Source organism: Dactylosporangium roseum (assembly GCF_025264685.1).
GTDB lineage: Bacteria > Actinomycetota > Actinomycetes > Mycobacteriales > Micromonosporaceae > Dactylosporangium > Dactylosporangium roseum.
Genome location: NZ_CP073721.1, coordinates 7,640,265 through 7,657,058 on the forward strand (window position 1 = coordinate 7,640,265; position 16,794 = coordinate 7,657,058).

The 16,794-nt window shown below is 70.7% G+C and carries 13 protein-coding genes; 5 read left to right on the forward strand and 8 right to left on the reverse strand.

What is annotated here, in order from left to right:
- Positions 1-43: 43 nt before the first annotated feature.
- Both Drose_RS35945 and Drose_RS35950 read left to right on the forward strand, forming a co-directional pair.
- Entirely contained in the window at positions 44-490 is a 447-nt protein-coding gene (locus Drose_RS35945) for a hypothetical protein (RefSeq protein ID WP_260725653.1), read from the forward strand.
- Positions 491-493: 3 nt separating this feature from the next.
- Positions 494-1,537 carry a PHP domain-containing protein gene (locus tag Drose_RS35950; RefSeq protein WP_260725654.1) on the forward strand — a complete coding sequence of 348 codons (1,044 nt, stop codon included), beginning with the start codon at positions 494-496 and terminating at the stop codon, positions 1,535-1,537.
- Here Drose_RS35950 and Drose_RS35955 read toward each other — a convergent pair.
- Positions 1,430-2,437, reverse strand: a complete 1,008-nt coding sequence (locus tag Drose_RS35955) for a DMT family transporter (RefSeq protein WP_260725655.1) — start codon at positions 2,435-2,437, stop codon at positions 1,430-1,432. The two genes, Drose_RS35950 and Drose_RS35955, sit on opposite strands and share 108 nt — an antisense overlap.
- Before the next feature lie 133 nt (positions 2,438-2,570).
- Between Drose_RS35955 and Drose_RS35960 the strand changes: the two genes are divergently transcribed.
- The gene (locus Drose_RS35960; protein WP_260725656.1) at positions 2,571-4,241 is read left to right on the forward strand and encodes a DUF885 domain-containing protein; all 1,671 of its coding nucleotides are present in this window, start codon (positions 2,571-2,573) and stop codon (positions 4,239-4,241) included.
- A 122-nt stretch (positions 4,242-4,363) separates the two neighbouring features.
- On the opposite strand, the gene Drose_RS35965 is transcribed toward Drose_RS35960, so the two are convergent.
- The 5 genes from Drose_RS35965 to Drose_RS35985 form a co-directional block, all read right to left on the reverse strand.
- Complete coding sequence (locus Drose_RS35965) at positions 4,364-5,797, reverse strand: DUF6114 domain-containing protein (protein WP_260725657.1); 1,434 nt, start codon at positions 5,795-5,797, stop codon at positions 4,364-4,366.
- Between the two features lie 214 nt (positions 5,798-6,011).
- The gene (locus Drose_RS35970) at positions 6,012-6,650 is read right to left on the reverse strand and encodes a DUF6230 family protein (protein ID WP_260725658.1); all 639 of its coding nucleotides are present in this window, start codon (positions 6,648-6,650) and stop codon (positions 6,012-6,014) included.
- A 657-nt stretch (positions 6,651-7,307) separates the two neighbouring features.
- Positions 7,308-8,636, reverse strand: a complete 1,329-nt coding sequence (locus Drose_RS35975) for an ABC transporter permease (RefSeq protein ID WP_260725659.1) — start codon at positions 8,634-8,636, stop codon at positions 7,308-7,310.
- Complete coding sequence (locus Drose_RS35980; RefSeq protein WP_260725660.1) at positions 8,633-9,313, reverse strand: ABC transporter ATP-binding protein; 681 nt, start codon at positions 9,311-9,313, stop codon at positions 8,633-8,635. Before Drose_RS35980 ends, Drose_RS35975 begins: the two co-directional genes overlap by 4 nt.
- The gene (locus Drose_RS35985) at positions 9,310-10,302 is read right to left on the reverse strand and encodes an efflux RND transporter periplasmic adaptor subunit (protein WP_260725661.1); all 993 of its coding nucleotides are present in this window, start codon (positions 10,300-10,302) and stop codon (positions 9,310-9,312) included. Before Drose_RS35985 ends, Drose_RS35980 begins: the two co-directional genes overlap by 4 nt.
- Before the next feature lie 421 nt (positions 10,303-10,723).
- On the opposite strand from Drose_RS35985, the gene Drose_RS35990 reads away from it, so the two are divergent.
- Both Drose_RS35990 and Drose_RS35995 read left to right on the forward strand, forming a co-directional pair.
- Complete coding sequence (locus tag Drose_RS35990; RefSeq protein WP_260725662.1) at positions 10,724-12,127, forward strand: selenium-binding family protein; 1,404 nt, start codon at positions 10,724-10,726, stop codon at positions 12,125-12,127.
- Complete coding sequence (locus Drose_RS35995; protein ID WP_260725663.1) at positions 12,127-12,759, forward strand: hypothetical protein; 633 nt, start codon at positions 12,127-12,129, stop codon at positions 12,757-12,759. The genes Drose_RS35990 and Drose_RS35995 overlap by 1 nt, the downstream gene beginning before the upstream one ends.
- Positions 12,760-12,891: 132 nt before the next feature.
- Here Drose_RS35995 and Drose_RS36000 read toward each other — a convergent pair whose 3' ends face one another.
- Positions 12,892-15,675: a DUF5682 family protein gene (locus tag Drose_RS36000; protein ID WP_260725664.1), complete on the reverse strand. Its 2,784-nt coding sequence runs from the start codon at positions 15,673-15,675 to the stop codon at positions 12,892-12,894.
- Entirely contained in the window at positions 15,672-16,787 is a 1,116-nt protein-coding gene (locus Drose_RS36005; protein ID WP_260725665.1) for an ATP-binding protein, read from the reverse strand. The genes Drose_RS36000 and Drose_RS36005 overlap by 4 nt, the downstream gene beginning before the upstream one ends.
- Between the last annotated feature and the right edge of the window lie 7 nt (positions 16,788-16,794).

A 16,794-nucleotide genomic window follows, 5' to 3' on the forward strand; every position in this document is an offset into this window, starting at 1 on the left:
AAAGTCCCGACGCCTGACGTTGACGAGCGTACATTCGGGATTCATGAGCACCGTATTGGCGCTCGCGACAGTCCCCGTCCTCATGGCCGCCGGACTGCTCGCGTTGATGAAGGTCCCGACACATCTCCAGCTCACCGTGACCGACACCGCGCTGATCATCGAACCACAGGGACTCGACCGCTGGTGGACCCGCCGCGAGCGGATCGAGGTGCCGCTGACCACGGTCAGCTCCATCCGCATCGTGCCCCGGTCCGAGACGCCCGCGCTCGGCGGCCGGCACGGCGGTCTGCACCTCGACGGCATCATCACGGCCGGCGTCTTCGGCGGCACGTTCTGGGATGTGCGGCGCGGCGACCAGCTTCTGATGATCCGCTGCCACCCGGGCTCGGAGTTCACCACGCTGGTGCTGCAGTTCGCCAACCCGTTCGCCACGCTGACCCGCACCCGGACCGTGGTCGCGCACAAAGGCTCGCGGAGCACTAGCGTCTGACGCATGCCAACCGCTCGCGACCCGCTGGCCGATCTGCGACGCATCGCGTTTCTGCTGGAGCGGGCCCACGAGAAGACCTATCGCGTCCGTGCGTTCCGGGGCGCCGCCGCCGTGCTGGCCAAGCTGCCGGAGGGCGAGATCGCCACCCGTGCCGCCGCCGGCAAACTGACCGAGCTGGCGGGCGTCGGCGACGTGACGGCACGCTGCGTGGTCGAGTCGCTCAACGGCGAGGAGCCGGTCTACCTGCGCCGGCTCGAGTCCACCGCCGGTCAGGACCTCGACGCGGAGACCGCCGCCCTGCGCGCCGCGCTGCGCGGCGACTGCCACGCGCACTCCGACTGGTCCGACGGCGGTTCGCCGATCGACGAGATGGCGCTGGCCGCCGCCGAGCTCGGCCACGAGTACCTCGTGCTGACCGACCACTCGCCGCGCCTGACCGTGGCGCGTGGGCTGTCCGCCGAGCGGCTGGCCGAGCAGCTCGACGTCGTCGCCGAGATCAACGCCGGCTTCGCGGGCCTCGACATGTCGTTTCGCATCCTCACCGGTATCGAGGTCGACATCCTCGCCGACGGGTCGCTCGACCAGACCGACGAGTTGCTGGCGCGGCTCGACGTCGTGGTGGGCTCGGTGCACAGCAACCTCAAGGACGAGTCCGCGGTCATGACCAAGCGGATGGTCACCGCGCTGACCAATCCGCACCTGGACATCCTTGGCCACTGCACCGGGCGGCTGATCACCGGCGGCCGCGGCACCCGGGGCGAGAGCCAGTTCGACCCGGCGGCCGTCTTCGGCGCGGCGGTCGAGCACGACAAGGCCATCGAGATCAACTCGCGGCCGGAGCGGCTCGACCCGCCGAAGCGGCTGCTGCGGATCGCGCTCGAAACGGGCTGCCGGTTCTCGATCGACACCGACGCGCACGCGCCGGGCCAGCTCGACTGGCTACCCAACGGCTGCGCGCGCGCCGTCGCCTGCGGTGTCCCGGCTGACCGCATCGTCAACACGATGCCCGCCGCCGGCCTGCTCGCGTGGACGGCCTCGCACGGCTGAGAACAGGCCCTGCGAGGCGGCGACGCCGGCCAGGACGATGATCCCGCCCACCGGCTGGTGCCAGGTCAGCGTCTCGCCGAGGAAGACGGTGCCGGCGACCGCGGCCACGAACGGCGGCAGGTAGGTGACCATCGAGCCGGTGGTCACGCCCGCGGTCCGGACGACGTGGAAGTTCAGGGCGAAGGCGATGCCGGTACCGAAGACGCCCAGGGCGACGACAGCGAGGTACACGCGGGGCGAGTGGCCCAGCGGGTTCGGCGGGGCACCGGCGATCAGCGGGGCGGCGATCAGCAGGTGGAGGGTCGACATGACGAGCTGGCCGATCGAGAGCTGGAGCGGGGTCATGTCGAAGTGCTTCATGAGCCAGCGCGTGTAGTTGAACGCGATGCCGTAGCAGAGGACCGCGCCGAAGAGCATGACCTGACCGGTCAGCGAGCTGCCGCCGACCCCCTCCCAGACGCCGAGGACGACGAGCACCCCGGCGAAGCCGATGAGCAGGCCGCTGAGCTGGCGACGGCCGGGGCGCTCGCCGCGCACCGCGATCAGGGTCACCAGCAGCGTGGTGAGCGGCGCGGTGCCGTTCCAGATGCCGGCCAGGACCGACGGCACCCGCTGCTCGGCGTAGCCGAACAGGGTGAAGGGGATGGTGGTGGCGAACAGCGAGAACACGAAGAGGTGGCCCCACAGCCGGGCACCGCGGGGCAACGGCAGGCGACGCAGGGCCAGGTAGCCGAGCAGTGTGAGCGCGCCGAGCGCGACGCGGTAGCCGGCGATGTAGACCGGCTCCAGCTCGACGAGCGCGTCCTTGATGAACATGAAGCTGGTGCCCCAGATGAGCGCGACCGCCAGGAAGGCGGGTAACCAGCGGTTCACCGGAGCGTCAGGGGTGCGGCTCGACATGGGCCTTACTTTGCTCCGCGCGGGGCGTCGCCGTCGCGCGGATTTCGGACCTTGAAACGCAGGTCAAGCCACCCGTTGGGAATTGGCCTGCGCCCGGACCGCGGCGGAGCGCCCTGTCGCGTAGGGTCGGCGCGTGGGATCTATCGATGACATCGCCGACCGCTATGTCGAGCAGTGGGCGCCCCTCGACCCGATCGGGGCGACCTTCGTCGGAGTGGCCGGCCACGACGACCAGTTGACCGACCTGTCGCCCGAGGGCTTCGCCGCACTCGCCGACCTCGACCGGCGCACCCTCGCCGAACTCGACGCGCAGACCCCGGCCACGGAGACCGAGCAGGTCGCCCAGGAGGCCATGCGGGAGCGCCTCGGGCTCGCCCTGGAGCGGTTCGAGGCGGGCGACATCACCAGCGACGTCAACGTGATCTCCAGCCCGCTGCACGGCGTGCGCAGCTCGTTCGACCTCATGCCGACGGAGGGCGAGGAGGCCGCCGCCAACATCTCGGCCCGGCTCGCCGCGGTCCCGCAGGCGCTCGCCCAGTGGCAGCGGACGCTGCTGCACGAGGCGCAGCGGGGCAACGTGGCACCGGCCAAGCAGATCATCGAGGTGGCCAAGCAGTGTGCGGTCTGGGCCGACCCCGAGGGCGACAACTTCTACCCGGACCTGGCCGCCCGCATCGGCACGGACAGCCCGGCGCTCGCCGCCGACCTGGCCCGCAACGCCGAGGCGGCGCGCGCGGCGACCGTGGCGACCGGCGAGTTCCTGCGCCGCGAGCTGGCCCCGCTGGGCCGGCCGAAGGAGGCCGCCGGCCGTGAGCGCTACCGGTTGGCGTCCCGTTACTTCCTCGGCGCGACCGTCGACCTCGACGAGGCGTACCGGTGGGGGTTCGAGGAGCTCGCCCGGCTGGAGAGCGAGATGCGCACCGTGGCCGACAAGATCGTCCCGGGTGGCGGCATCGACGACGCGGTCGAGGCGCTCGACACCGACCCGGCCCGCACGATCCACGGCAAGGAGGCGTTCCGCGACTGGATGCAGGAGCTCGCCGACACCACCGTGCGGGAGCTCAACGGCCGGCACTTCGACATCCCGCCGCAGGTCCAGCCGATCGAGTGCATGCTCGCGCCGACGTCCGACGGCGGCATCTACTACACCGGCCCCAGCGAGGACTTCTCCCGCCCGGGCCGCATGTGGTGGGCCGTGCCGCAGGGCATCGACAGCTTCTCGACCTGGCGCGAGGTCACGACGGTCTACCACGAGGGCGTCCCGGGTCACCACCTACAGATCGGCCAGACGTATGTGCGGGCGGAACTGCTGAACCGGTGGCGGCGTATCCTGGCGTGGTCGTCCGGGCACGGTGAAGGCTGGGCGCTCTACGCCGAGCGGCTGATGGACGAGCTGGGCTATCTCTCCGACCCGGGTGACAAGCTCGGCATGCTCGACGGGCAGGCGTTCCGCGCCACCCGCGTCATCGTCGACATCGGCATGCACCTGGAGCTGGAGGTCCCCCGCGACAACCCGTTCGGGTTCGCCCCCGGCGAGCGGTGGACGCCCGAGCTGGGCTGGGAGTTCCTGCGGGCGCACTGCCGGGTCGAGGAGAAGAGCCTGCGGTTCGAGCTCAACCGGTATCTCGGCTGGCCCGGGCAGGCCCCCTCGTACAAGCTCGGCGAGCGGGCCTGGCTGGCCGCCCGGGACGAGGCACGGGCCCGCAAGGGCGCCGACTTCGACCTCAAGGCGTTTCACCGCGACGCGCTCAACCTCGGCTCGCTCGGGCTCGACCCGCTGCGAGCAGCCCTAGCCCGCCTGTAGCCCCTCCCCCGCGCGTTGATCTTGCAGTTATGGTGCCGGGACACTCCCCGAATGCCCGGTTTGTCAGGCACCACAACTGCAAGATCAACGCGCGACGGGGCGACGGGGCGACGGGGCGACGGTCAGTGGGGGGCGTAGGAGATGTCCAGTGCGGGGGCGGTCAGGACGTTCGACGACACGTAGACCAGCTCGATGTCGCACTTGGTGTAGAAGCCGGGCAACGGGATCGGCGGCGGCGGCGTCGACGGAGTGAACGTCATCGGCAGGATGCCGAGCACGTTCGCGGAGAACCGCGTCGTGTAGAACTTCACGTTGCCTTCGACCGTCAGCGACGAGCTCTTGGTGATGAGCGGCTTCGGCGCGCCCGGGGTCCGCAGCTCGAAGGGTGTCGAGGTCGACTTCTTCATGCTGAAGGCGAGCACCTTGACCTTGCTGCCGTCCTTCTTCGTCAGCTCGGCGACACCGTCGTAGGCGAGGTTGTCCATCGTCATCACGTCGGCCCTGAGGATCGACGGCGCGGCGGCGACGTGCGGCTGTCCGGGGGCGACCTCGGCCTTCTTGTTGTTCGGCGACTTGTCCGGCGACGGCGAGGCGTTCGACGGGACGCAGCCCGGGCTCTTCGACGGCGCCTTGGAGCCGGACGGCTGCGGCACCGGGCTCTCGCTGGGGGCCGCCTGCGTTTCGGGTTCCTTCTTCGCGCCGCCGCCGAAGAGGTTTCCGAACCAGTCGAGCAGACCCGGGCCCTTCGCTTCGGCTTTCGTGGGTGACGGGCCGGGGCTCACGCTCGCGCTCGGGCTCGCCGTAGTGCCCGGTGCGGCCTCGCCCGACGGTTTGGTGCTGGCCTTCACGCTGGGGCCGGCGCACGGGGCGGCGTACGCCTCCCCGGGCCGATGGGCGGCCCCGACGACCGCGGCGATGACGGCGACGGCCAGCAGGAGGCCGCCGAGTCCCCGGTGCCTGGGCAGCCCGCCGGCGCCGTCCGGCGGGCGCTGCTCGTCGGCACTGCCGGCCCCGCCCTTGTCGCCGCGGTGCAGGGGGCTGTACTGGGCGGTGGGCAGTTCGTCGGTGAGGACCCCCGACGGCTGCCGCGGCTCGTCGACCAGGATGTCTTCGAGTTGCGTGTCCCGGTAGTACGGCTCCGGATCGGGCTCGTCGATCACCGTGTCGTCATCGGCCGGCACGGATGGTTCGGCGGGGGCCCAGGAGACGGCCAGGCCGCCGCCGACCACGCCGAGGACCGTGCCGAGGAAGAAGCCGCCGAGGTTGAGCCCGATCAGCGCATAGAGCGCGGTGAGGGTGCCCAGGATGCCGTAGAACAGCCGCTGACCGGGCGAGAACCAGGTTAGTAGGCCGCAGAGCAGCATCATCGCGGGCAGCACGTAGGACAGGAACCCGGTCGGTCCGAAGTGGACCTCGAGGGCGAGTTCCAGGTTGCCGCTGAGGAACAGCTCCAGCCCGGACAGCAGCAGGAACACTCCACCCCAGAACGGGCGCTGGGCGCGCCACCCACCGAAGGACGCACGGTACTTCGCGTGCGCGGCGTGAGAGGGGGTCACGGACGTCCTCCAGATCGCTCACAATGCAAGCCCGCGGGCCCGGGCGGCAGAACTAGCGCCTGTCTCATAGCTGGGGTCGAGGCGAGGCGGAATCCAAACGTTTGCCGGGTGCGCGCCGGGCTTGGTCGGATACCGGGGGTGTATCCGACCAAGCCCGGCGCGGGCAGGGGGTGTTCGGGCCTGCCGCAGCCCGGCCTCAGCCATGAAACAGGCGCTAGAAGCACTCCTCCGGTTTGGCACCGGTCGAGATGCTCAGGTCGAGGCCGGTGAGCTTGAACGTGCCGGCGGTGGTCGACCAGGCGACCTGCTTGAGATTGGTGATGGTCACGCTGTCGGCCTGCTGGGCGAAGCTGCCCTGCAGACCCTTGGCGTCCGCACCGCCCTTGGTGAGGTCGGAGGCGTCGATGCCGATCTGGATGTTGTTGAACGTCGCGTCACCCTTGAGCGACGACAGGTTGATGAGCAGGTCGGTCGCCTCGGCCGGAGCGCCCTGGCCGGCGTGGATGACCATGCTGACCGGCAGGCCCGGCACCTTCACCGACTGGCACAGGTTGTAGAGCTTGGCCTCCTTGATGCCCGAGACCGCCACGAAGTGGTTCTTCGGGTCGGCGGGGTTCTGCGGGTTGCCGCCCTTCTCGGTGGCCAGGCCGCCGTACTGCACGAAGCCGGTGCCCTCCAGCTTGTCGGCGGAGACCTTGAACTGCTGGCCGGAGACGGCGAACGACGCGGCGATCGCGCCGGTCGCCTGGCCGAAGACGATGGCGCCGGCGATGAAGCTGGCCGGCACGACGACGGTCGCGAAACGCTTCCATCTCGTGCGGCCCTTCACCGCACTGCCCTGAGCTACGGACACGTAGGGCTCCTCTGGTCGCGGGGTGCTGGGGTGCGGCGCTCCTGCCTTGCGGGCGCTCACATCGCGCCTCCGCTGCGGTCTTCTGTCGCTGCCGGGCGGTTTCTTCACAGAAGGCCGGGGCGGGGCGTGCGGACGATGTTGCCGGGTCGCTGATGCAGGTACAAGACCGGTCATTACTGGCCGGTAACCAGTTCCGCGCGAAAAACGAACGCTGCGTGACGAGCTATCGGAACGTTCCGATCGATGTCAGGTCATCAAGGCCAACAAATCCGGCATTGCGGTCTGGTGATCGTCACCACAGGTGAGCAAGCTTGGCGAAGGTCACGGTTCCATAACGACAAACCCCGAAGGTTCTTCACTCGCCATCGACGATGGTGAGTTTCCTCCCAAAGCCGTCAAAAGCCTTGTCTCGAACACTCGGCATCGCCAGCGGGTTGACCCCGGGCGGGGCCTTCTCGGCGTCGGTCCCGAACGCCCGCCGCTGGTCACCGAGCGACCCGCTCCTCGCCACCGCCCGCGCCCCGCCGACTCGGCGTGCCGGCCACGCCCCGGTCGAACGCGGCCGATCATCAACGCCACGCCGGGGCGGCCGACTCAGCCGGCTCCTGCCGGGTGAGGCAGGCCCGACAGCCCCGGGCGAACAGCGGGAGCGGCTCGTCAAGCGCGCATGACTGTGGCGATCGGGATCCGTGCTGCGCGGACGGCCGGGATCGAGCCGCCCAGCAGGCCGGCCACCAGGCCCGCGATCACGCCGGCCACGCCCGCCTGCCAGGGGAACGTGACGTCGGTCAACTGCGGGACCTTCGAGCCCAGGATGCGGACCACCAGGTCGAGGGCCAGCACCGACAGGCCGATCGCCGCAGCGGCGGTCAGCAGGCCGGTCAGCAGCGTCTCGGCCAGCACGATGCCGGCCAGCAACGACCGCGGCGTGCCCACGGCTCTTCGCAGCGCGAACTCCTCGACCCGCTCACCCACCGTCGCCAAACCCACGTTGAGGATGCCGGCCACGCCGATCAGCAGTACCAACGCTGCCATGCCCAGGAAAATCCAGCGGATGATCGAGAGCTCCTGCTCGATGCTCTCCCGGGCCTTGACCACCTCGACGTGCAGGGCGTCGGCCGGGACCCCGGCGCCGGCCAACTTGCGGGTCAGCAGGCGCTCGGTGTCGCCCGCCGACGGCGAGAACATCACCTGGAGCCCCATGCCGCCGAGAGCGGGCCGCCCGGACTGCGGCGGCATCCAGTTGCGCAGCTCGTCGGCGCGGACGTAGGCGGTGGGCTGGGAGTTGCCGTCGTCGATCACGCCCACGATGCGCGGCGTGAGATTGGCGGTCGTGCCGTCCAGACGCATCTCGGCGGGCACCTGGTGCTGGTTGAAGCCGCGCGCCGCCTCCTTGTTGAGCACAAGGCGCGGTGAATACGACGGCGGGCCGGTGAGGTCGAGCCAGGAACCGGCGACCGGCCTGTACGGCCGGAACTGCCGCACATCGCCGACCACCGCGTTGAGCTGCACCTCGATCGCCTGCCCCTTGGGGGCCACGTCGGCCGGGCCGAGCGGCACCGGCCGGCACATGCCGGAGGGGTCGCACCGCATCTCGTACTGCCCGGGGCCGTAGCCGAAGCCGCCAGCGTCGTCGAAAGGCGCCGCGCCCGGGTTGACCGGGGTAACCTTCGGTTCGCCGATGATCGCCTGGTAGCCGACCATCGCCGCCGCACCGGGACGGCCGGAGATCGTGGCGACCGTCGTGTCGATCGCGTCGCCGAAGGGCGGGATGTACATCTGGCGCGTGCCGTCCTTGCCGGCGTGCAGTTCGACATCCGCGAGGCGCAGCGTCTTCGCGGTCTCCGCAGCCGCCTGGACGGTGACCACGGCCAGCACGCCCAGGAACAGCGACACCATCGACAGGAACGTGCGCGTCTTGCGGGCCCGGATGCCCTGCCCGCCGATGATCAGCGCCGACCGGAACCGCCCCGACAGCCTGATCATGCCGACTCCAGCACACCGTTGCGCAGGTGGACGACGCGGTGCATCTTGGCGGCGTGTGCCTGGTCGTGGGTGACCAGGATCAGGCCGCAGCCACGGTCGGTAGCGGCTCGCATGACGTCGATGACGAGGTTTCCGGTCTCCGTGTCGAGGGCGCCGGTCGGCTCGTCGGCGAGCAAAAGGCTCGGGTTGCGCACGAGTGCCCGGGCGACCGCGACCCGCTGCTGCTCACCGCCGGAGAGCTTGGGCGGCCGGTGCTTGGCGAGGTCGGCTATGCCGACCTGGTCGAGTGCTTCCAGCGTGCGGGCCTTGCGCTTGCGCCGCGGCAGCCAGCCCTGCCCGTTGACCAGCGCCATGGCGACGTTTTGCGCGGCGGTGAGGTGCTTGAGCAGGAAGAAGCGCTGGAAGATGAAGCCGAACTCGGCACTGCGCAGCCCGGCGGCCTTGCGCTCGGGGATGCGGGCCAGGTCGCGGCCGCCCATGAAGTATTGCCCCGAGTCGGGCCGGTCGAACAGCCCGATGAGGCTCAGGAGCGTGCTCTTGCCGGAGCCGGAGCGGCCCAGGATCGCCACGCTCTCACCGCGCTCGACAGCGAGGTGGACGCCGTCGAGGATCGTGCGCGGCTGCTGCTGGCCCTTGAGCGTCTTGGTGATCCCGACGAGCTCGATGAGCGGGCTCATTTGGTCATCCCCGGAACGGGGTCGCCACCGGGGTTCTGCTTGGCGGGTGGCAGGTTGGGCCCCGGCACCGAAACCGTCTCGTCGCCGTCGAGCCCGGACTTGATCTCGATGACCTTGCCGTCGGTGAGGCCGAGCGTCACCTCGCGCACCTCGCGGGTCTGGTCGGGCTTGATGACCTCGACCTGACCGCGGCCCTGCGCCCCGGCGACCGCCTCGACCGGCAGGACGAGCACGTTGGTCGCCGTCGCGGTGACGACCTCGACGGTGGCCGTGGCGCCGTTGATGAGCTTCACGTCGGCGGGGCCGACGCAGACGAGCCGCATGCCGGTCGGTTCGGAGCCTGGCTGCTGCTGCGTGGGCGCTTTGACGACCGGTGGCGCGGCGACACTCGCGCTGGGGTTGGGCGCCGGCGGCTGCTCCTCGGGGATCGTGCCGGCCGGCAGCGCCGCGAGCGTGCCGAGCACGGTGCAGGGAAACGGGCCGGGGCCGTTCTTGACCTGCACCTGTACGGACTGGAGGGTGTCGGAGATCTGGTACGCCTGCGCGCCGTCGATGTCGGCCACGACGCCATACCCCACCCGCTTCGCCGACACGATCGGCATGCCGGCGGTGACCTTCGACCGGTCGTCGACGAGCCGCCCGGTGAACACCGCGCCGGCCGGCACCTCGACCGGAGTGGACTTGCCGCCGGCCCAGATGTTGGCCACCTTGGTCGGCTTGGTCGGCGTGCTCGTCGGCGCCTTGACGTTCAGATACCGCACCTCGCCGTCGACCGGCGCCACCAGGCCGAAGGTCGGCCCGAGGGTCACCTTGCCGGAGAGGCTGACGCGGTTGGTGAGGTCCTGACGGGTCGGTTTGGCCGTGGTCATGGCGGTGCCGCGCTCGGCCATGCCCGGGGTGTCGGTCTCTTGGGCGCTCGACGGCGTACAGCCGGCCAACAGGCCCGCCGACAGCGCGGCGCCGAGCAACGCGGGGAGGAATCTTCGCACCGGTGCAACCCCCAGATTCGCGAGCCGATCGAAGTCCGCCAAAGGGTATCGGCCGGCCGTGCCACGCGGGTGCCCGAAAGAGGGTGATCGCGAAAATACCACTCGCAGTAAAAGCGCGGAAGCCGACAGTATCGATTCGGTTTGCCGGTACGGCAACTGGAAGGCGTTCGCGCCGGCCGAGCGGCCCTGACCGTCCGGGGTGACCGCGGTCAGTCCAGCGCACAACCGCGGCGATGTGAGGCCGCCCGGTGGTCCTGTGGTCCGACACCACGGCGGTACCGCCGTGGTGTGTCACTCGCCTGTCTGTCCACGTCCAGTTCGAGCATCCGGGGTGAGTTCGCCGACGGGGGTGTGGCGGCCGAGGGTGAGGCCGGCCGGGTGACGTGTCCTCGATCACCCCGATAGGGAATATGCTGCGGAAATGGCTCTGTGGAGACCGGATCCGACCTTCTACCCGTCGCCACGCGACGCGCTGCGGGCGCCGCCGGAGAAGCTCGCCTACGTGGCCGCCTTCGACCGCGCCGCCGAGCGGCCCGACGCCATCGCCGTCGTCGACACCGACCCGTCGTCTGCCGCCTACGGCACCGTGGTCGGCTGGACCGAGCTGCCCAACACCGGTGACGAGCTGCACCACTTCGGCTGGAACGCGTGCAGCACCGCGCTGTGCCCGTATGCGCCACACCCGCACGTCGAGCGCCGCTATCTGATCGTTCCCGGGCTGCGCTCGTCCCGCATCCACGTCCTGGACACCGGCCCCGACCCGCGCTCACCCGCGATCGTCAAGATCCTCGAGCCCGACGAGCTCGGCAAACGCGCGGGCTACTCCCGGCCACACACCGTCCACTGCGGCCCCGAGGGGATCTACGTCTCCGCGCTCGGCGGTGCCGACGGCGCCGACGGCCCGGGCGGCATCGCGCTGCTCGACCACACGTCGTTCGAGGTCCTCGGCCGTTGGGAGATCAACCGCGGCCCGCAGTACCTCGCCTACGACGTCTGGTGGCACCTCGGGCACGACGTCGTGGTGACCAGCGAGTGGGGCACGCCGTCGATGATCGAGCACGGCGTGGTGGGCGAGCTGCTGCTGGGCCGCGAATACGGGCACGCCCTGCACTTCTGGGATCTGCGCAAGCGCCGCCACCTGCAGACCGTCGACCTCGGTGACCAGCACCAGATGGCACTCGAACTACGCCCCGCCCACGACCCCGGCAAGGAGTACGGGTTCGTCAACACCGTCATCAGCGTCGAGGATCTGTCGGCGTCGATCTGGATGTGGCACCGCGAAGGCTCGCGCTTCGCCGCCGAGAAGGTGATCACGATCCCGGCCGAGCCGGCCGCGGCCGCCGGCCTGCCGCCGGTCCTCCAGCCGTTCGGCGCCGTCCCCCCGCTGGTCACCGACATCGACCTGACGGTCGATGACCGCTTCCTGTTCGTCTCCGCCTGGGGCACCGGTGAACTGCTCCGCTACGACGTCAGCGATCCGTTCAACCCGGTCTTCGTCGACTCGGTGCGCCTCGGCGGCATCGTCCGCCGCACCGCCCACCCGACCGACCCGTCGCTGCCGCTCGCCGGTGGACCACAGATGGTCGAGGTCAGCCGGGACGGGCGGCGCGTGTACGTCACCAACTCGCTCTACGGGTCCTGGGACGACCAGTTCTACCCGGACGGCGTCGGCGCCTGGATGGCCAAGCTCGACGTCACCGAGCAGGACGGGCTCCACCTCGACGCGCGATTCTTCCCGCACGGCGCCGACTTCCGCGGGCGGCGCGTCCATCAGACGAGACTCCAGGGCGGCGACGCGTCTTCCGACTCGTATTGTTTCTCGTAGTGAGCATCGCCGCATACGTCGCACTCGCGGCCATGGGCGCATTCCATGGCCTGAACCCCGGCATGGGGTGGCTGTTCGCGGTTGCGATCGGATGTCAGGAGCGGCGCTGGGCAGCGGTCCTGCGCGCTCTGGCGCCGATCGCCGCCGGCCACGCCGTGTCGATCTTTGTCGTCGCCGGGCTGGTGAGCGCGCTCCAGTCGGTGGTCGCCACGAGGGTGGTCGCGATCTGCGGCGGCATCGTGCTGGTGGGGTTCGGTCTGTGGCGCAGCCTGTCGCGGCGCCACTTCCGGTGGGCCGGCATGCGGCTGTCGTGGACGCAACTGGCGAGCTGGTCGTTCCTCATGTCGAGCGTCCACGGCGCCGGCCTCATGCTGGTCCCGGTCCTGGTGGCCGGCGCGCCGGCCACCAGGCACCACCACGGCGCCGCGGCGGCGACCGCGCCGTTGTGGACGGGCTTCCTCGCCACGGCGGTCCACACGGTCTCGATGGTCGCCGTGGCCGGCGCGGTGGCACTGCTCGTCTATCAGGTCGTCGGCCTGCGCATCCTGCGGTCCACATGGGTCGACCTGGACCGGATCTGGGCGGTGGCGCTGGTCGGCGCCGGCATCGCCACCGTGGCGGTGGCGGTCTAGCGCCGTGGCGCGCCTGGACCGGGGATCGCGTCCGGCAGCGGCCGTCGCGCTCGCGGCTGAAGGGTGAGCCGGCGGCGTGGGCCGGGCCGGAGGATCGTCCCGCCGGCGATCCTCCGGCCCGAGTCATGGGGGTCAGCCCGCCGGCACCAGGAGCGGCATCAGAGCCTCGGCCGTCGCCGGGTGCACGGCGAGCAGGGCGAGGACCGCCGCCGGCGCGGTCTCCGCCGTGGCCCGCTCCTGCCAGCCAGAAGCACAGCCGAGCAGGTCGGCGAGGGCGTCCGTCGTGGCCGGTTGCGCCGCGAGGAAGGCGCCGACCGGGCCGGCCGGGGCCAGGGGCGCCGCCAACCGGCGCTGGGCTTGCGGCTGGGCGCTCCACGGCGGCACGAAGGCGTCGACGGCCTGGAGGGTGCCGGGGAACGTGCGACCGGCCTCGCGGATGAGGACCGGCACCAACTCGCCCGCCTGGTCCCGCAGCGTGGTGATCAGCGACGGCAGCCAGGGCAGGAGGACCGGGTCGGGAAGCTTGGCGAACGCGTTCGAGATCATCTCGACCGCGAACGGGGCCAGCTTCGGGACCGGCTCCAGCGCCTGTACGAACCCGCTGAGGTACTGCGGGAACGACGGCACGACGAGCGGGTTGGCCAGCAGCGCGGCGCAGCGGGTGCGCAGCTCCGCGAGCGGGAGCAGGCCGAGCTGGTGGTGTGCCGCCCACAGCAGCGCCACCTTCGCCGGCGCCTCCGGGTGTGACTGGCGCACGGCCAGCTCCAACTGTGCCCGGTCACAGCCGAGCGACAGCGCCAGGCTCTCCATCGAGAACAGGAACCCGAGCATCGCCGCGACCTGCCGCACGCCCGTCTCGTCGTCGACGAACGCGGTCGGCAGCAGCGTGCAGTAATGCGCGTATCCGGCGGTCACGAACGCCTCGCACCACGTCGGCAGCGTGGACTCGGTCGCCCGGTAGTGCGCCAGCAGCCGCCGGATGCGGCGTAGCACCTCGGGCGCGTCGTCGACCGTGCGCTCGGCCGCGAGCAGTTCGACGGCCCGAGCGCCCAGCTCGTCGGTGAAGCGCCGGCTGCCGAGGAACAGGATCGAGTCCTCGACGGCACGCAGGGCGACCGCCGCCGTCGCGTCCTGCGCCCACACCGATCGGCGCAGCCGCTGCTCGACCACCTGCTCGACGGTGACGCCCTCGTAGCCGAGCTCGATGATGTACCGCTGGTGCTTGCCGATCGCCAGGTCCCAGCTCTCCTGGACGGACTTCTCGCCGAGCCGGCGGGAGCCCATGATCGGGCGGACCGCCCCGTCCGGCAGGAGATACCGCAGCATCCAGAGCAGATGGGAAGCCGGCACGAGCTCCGGCCTGCCGGCCAGATCGAGCAGCGCCCGCTGCACGGTGCTCTTCCGCAGGTCGAGCCCGATGGGGGCGAGCCGGTCGTAGACGTCGCGCGCCAGAGGCGGCAGCGCGTCGTAGCCGACCTGGCCGACCCGGTCGCCGCCGAGCAGGATCTCGCAGAGCCGCCGCACGTCGCGCCGGCCCGGGACGACGTCCTTCTCGATGCAGGTGACCGCCGCGTCCTGGAAGTCGTACGGCGTCGGGCGGGCCCGATTGCGCATCCCGGCCAGCAGGATCGACGTCTCGAACACCGCGATGGCGTCGGCGGTGCTGGAGAGATACCCGTTGCGGCGAGCCAGCCGGACGATGTCGACGCACCACCCGAGCAGTTCTTCCTCGTCCAGCCCGTCGAGCGCCGGCGGGCTGGCCAGGAACCCGGAGAGCCGATCGGCGACCGGCTCGGTCGTGGCGGTCGCGGCGGGCAGCGCCTTCGCCGCGCGCTTGCGGCTGCCGCGCTGCCCGTCGAGCTGAAACGGCGTGAGTCGCGACCGGGTGATCGCCTTGGCCCACGTGGCGGCCGCGATCGAGACTGAGCCGGACGCGAGCCCGAACTGCGCCTCGATCGCCGAGTGACTCGACGGGATCAGCCCGTAGAGCCACTTCGTCGCCGTGCGCGGGCTGATCTCGAAGTCGGGCACACCGTCGGCGGTCCCGAACTCGTCGACCCGGCTGGCCGCATGGAACGCCCCGCACACGTACAGGCAGTCGGCCTTGTCGACGCCCGACGCGGCCAGGTGCTCACGCATGCGGGTCCACATGTACCGCTCGCGGTCCTCGTCGACCCGGACCCGCCGGCTGTCGGCCGGGGCGAGCCGCCGGAACAGGCTGCCGATCAGCACCATGACCTGCCGGTAGGTCGCGTAGTCGGCGCCGGCGAGCGGCTGCTCGACATACTGGTCCCACCACTCCGACCAGTGCCGCACCTTGCCGTGGTGCAACAGGTGCTGCTCCAGCTCGGCGAAGCGCGGCCGCAGGTCACCGATCTCGATGCCGACGGCGTCACCGTGCAGGTCGTCCTCCTCGGCGGTCTTCTCGGCAGAGCGCTGCGGCTCCCACTGGAAGACGTGGTCGGTCGACCGGTCGACCAGCACCAGTTCGACCCCGGGTGTGTCGAGCGCGTAGGAGATCGCCTGGTATTCCGCCGACGCCTCGGTGATCGGGGCGACGACGCTCAACGGCCCCCAGTCCTTCGGGAAGCCGTCGAGATCGGAAGCGAAGGCCTGCAGCGCCACCGGCAGGCGGCAGTTGCGCAACTCCGTCAGCAGTGGCTGGAGGTCTTCGCACAGCTCCAGATAGATGACCTTGGGCTGCTTCTCCCGCAGGCGGCGGACCATCGCCAGGCCGGACGCCGGCGAGTGGTGGCAGACCGGAAAGATCTCCAGCTCCTCACGCAGCGCCCGGTCGACGTCGTCGACGATCCCGGCCAGGATCTCGGGCACCGCGCCGGCACCGCCGGCGAAGGCGGTGGCCGCCTCCACCAACTGGCCGCGCAGCGCGTCGAAGGGCTCCGTCCGCGATGTCATGACAGGGTTGCGATCGCCTGGCGGCCGCCCTCGAGGAACGCGGGCCACTCGCCGCCGTCCTGCTTGCTGCGCGGCTCGACCACCCCGTGCCAGTACTTGTTGAGGATCGCCAGGTCCTCCGGGCTGCGCCGGGCGAGCGACCCGACCAGCGACCCGGCGAGCGTCTCGGCCCGCAGCTCACGGTCCCCGAAGAACGTGCTGTGCAGAATCGCGTCCTCCAGCACGCCGATCTGCTCGGCGGTCGACAGCGCCGACTCGAGCTTCTCGTCGTCACTCGTCGCCGAGTCGGCCGCGGCGCGCAGGTCCGCGAAGCTCTGCAGCAGGATGTCGAGCAGGTTGGGCGGCACGTCGAGCTCGATCCGGTGCCGGTGCAGCAGCTCGGTCGTGCGGAACCGAACGATCTCCGCCTCGCTCTTCTTGTTGGTCACGACGGGGATGCGCACGAAGTTGAACCGCCGCTTCAGCGCCGAGGACAGGTCGTTGACCCCCCGGTCACGGCTGTTGGCCGTCGCGATGATCGAGAAACCGGGCTGGGCGAAGACGATGTTGTCCTCGTCGAGCTCCGGAATCGAGATGTACTTCTCCGAGAGGATCGAGATCAGCGCGTCCTGCACGTCGCTGGTCGAGCGGGTCAGCTCCTCGAACCGCCCGATCACGCCACGCTCCATCGCGGTCATGATCGGCGACGGGATCATCGAGGCCCGGGACTGCCCCTTGGCGATGACCATGGAGACGTTCCACGAGTACTTGATGTGGTCCTCGGTCGTGCCGGCCGTGCCCTGCACGACCAGCGTGGAGTTGCGCGAGATGGCGGCGGCGAGCAGCTCGGCGAGCCAGCTCTTGCCGGTGCCGGGGTCGCCGATGAGCAGCAGCCCGCGGTCGGAAGCGAGCGTCACGATGCTGCGCTCGACGAAACTGCGATCACCGAACCACTTCTGCGAGACCTCCCGGTCCAGGCCGTCCGCGCGCTCGGAGCCGAGGACGAACAGCCGCACCATCTTGGGGCTGAGCCGCCACGAGAACGGCTTGGGGCCGTCGTCGATCGACTCCAGCCAGTCGAGCTCCTCCGCGTACTTCACCTCGGCGGGGGCGCGCAGCATGTCGTTGGTCATCTCTGGG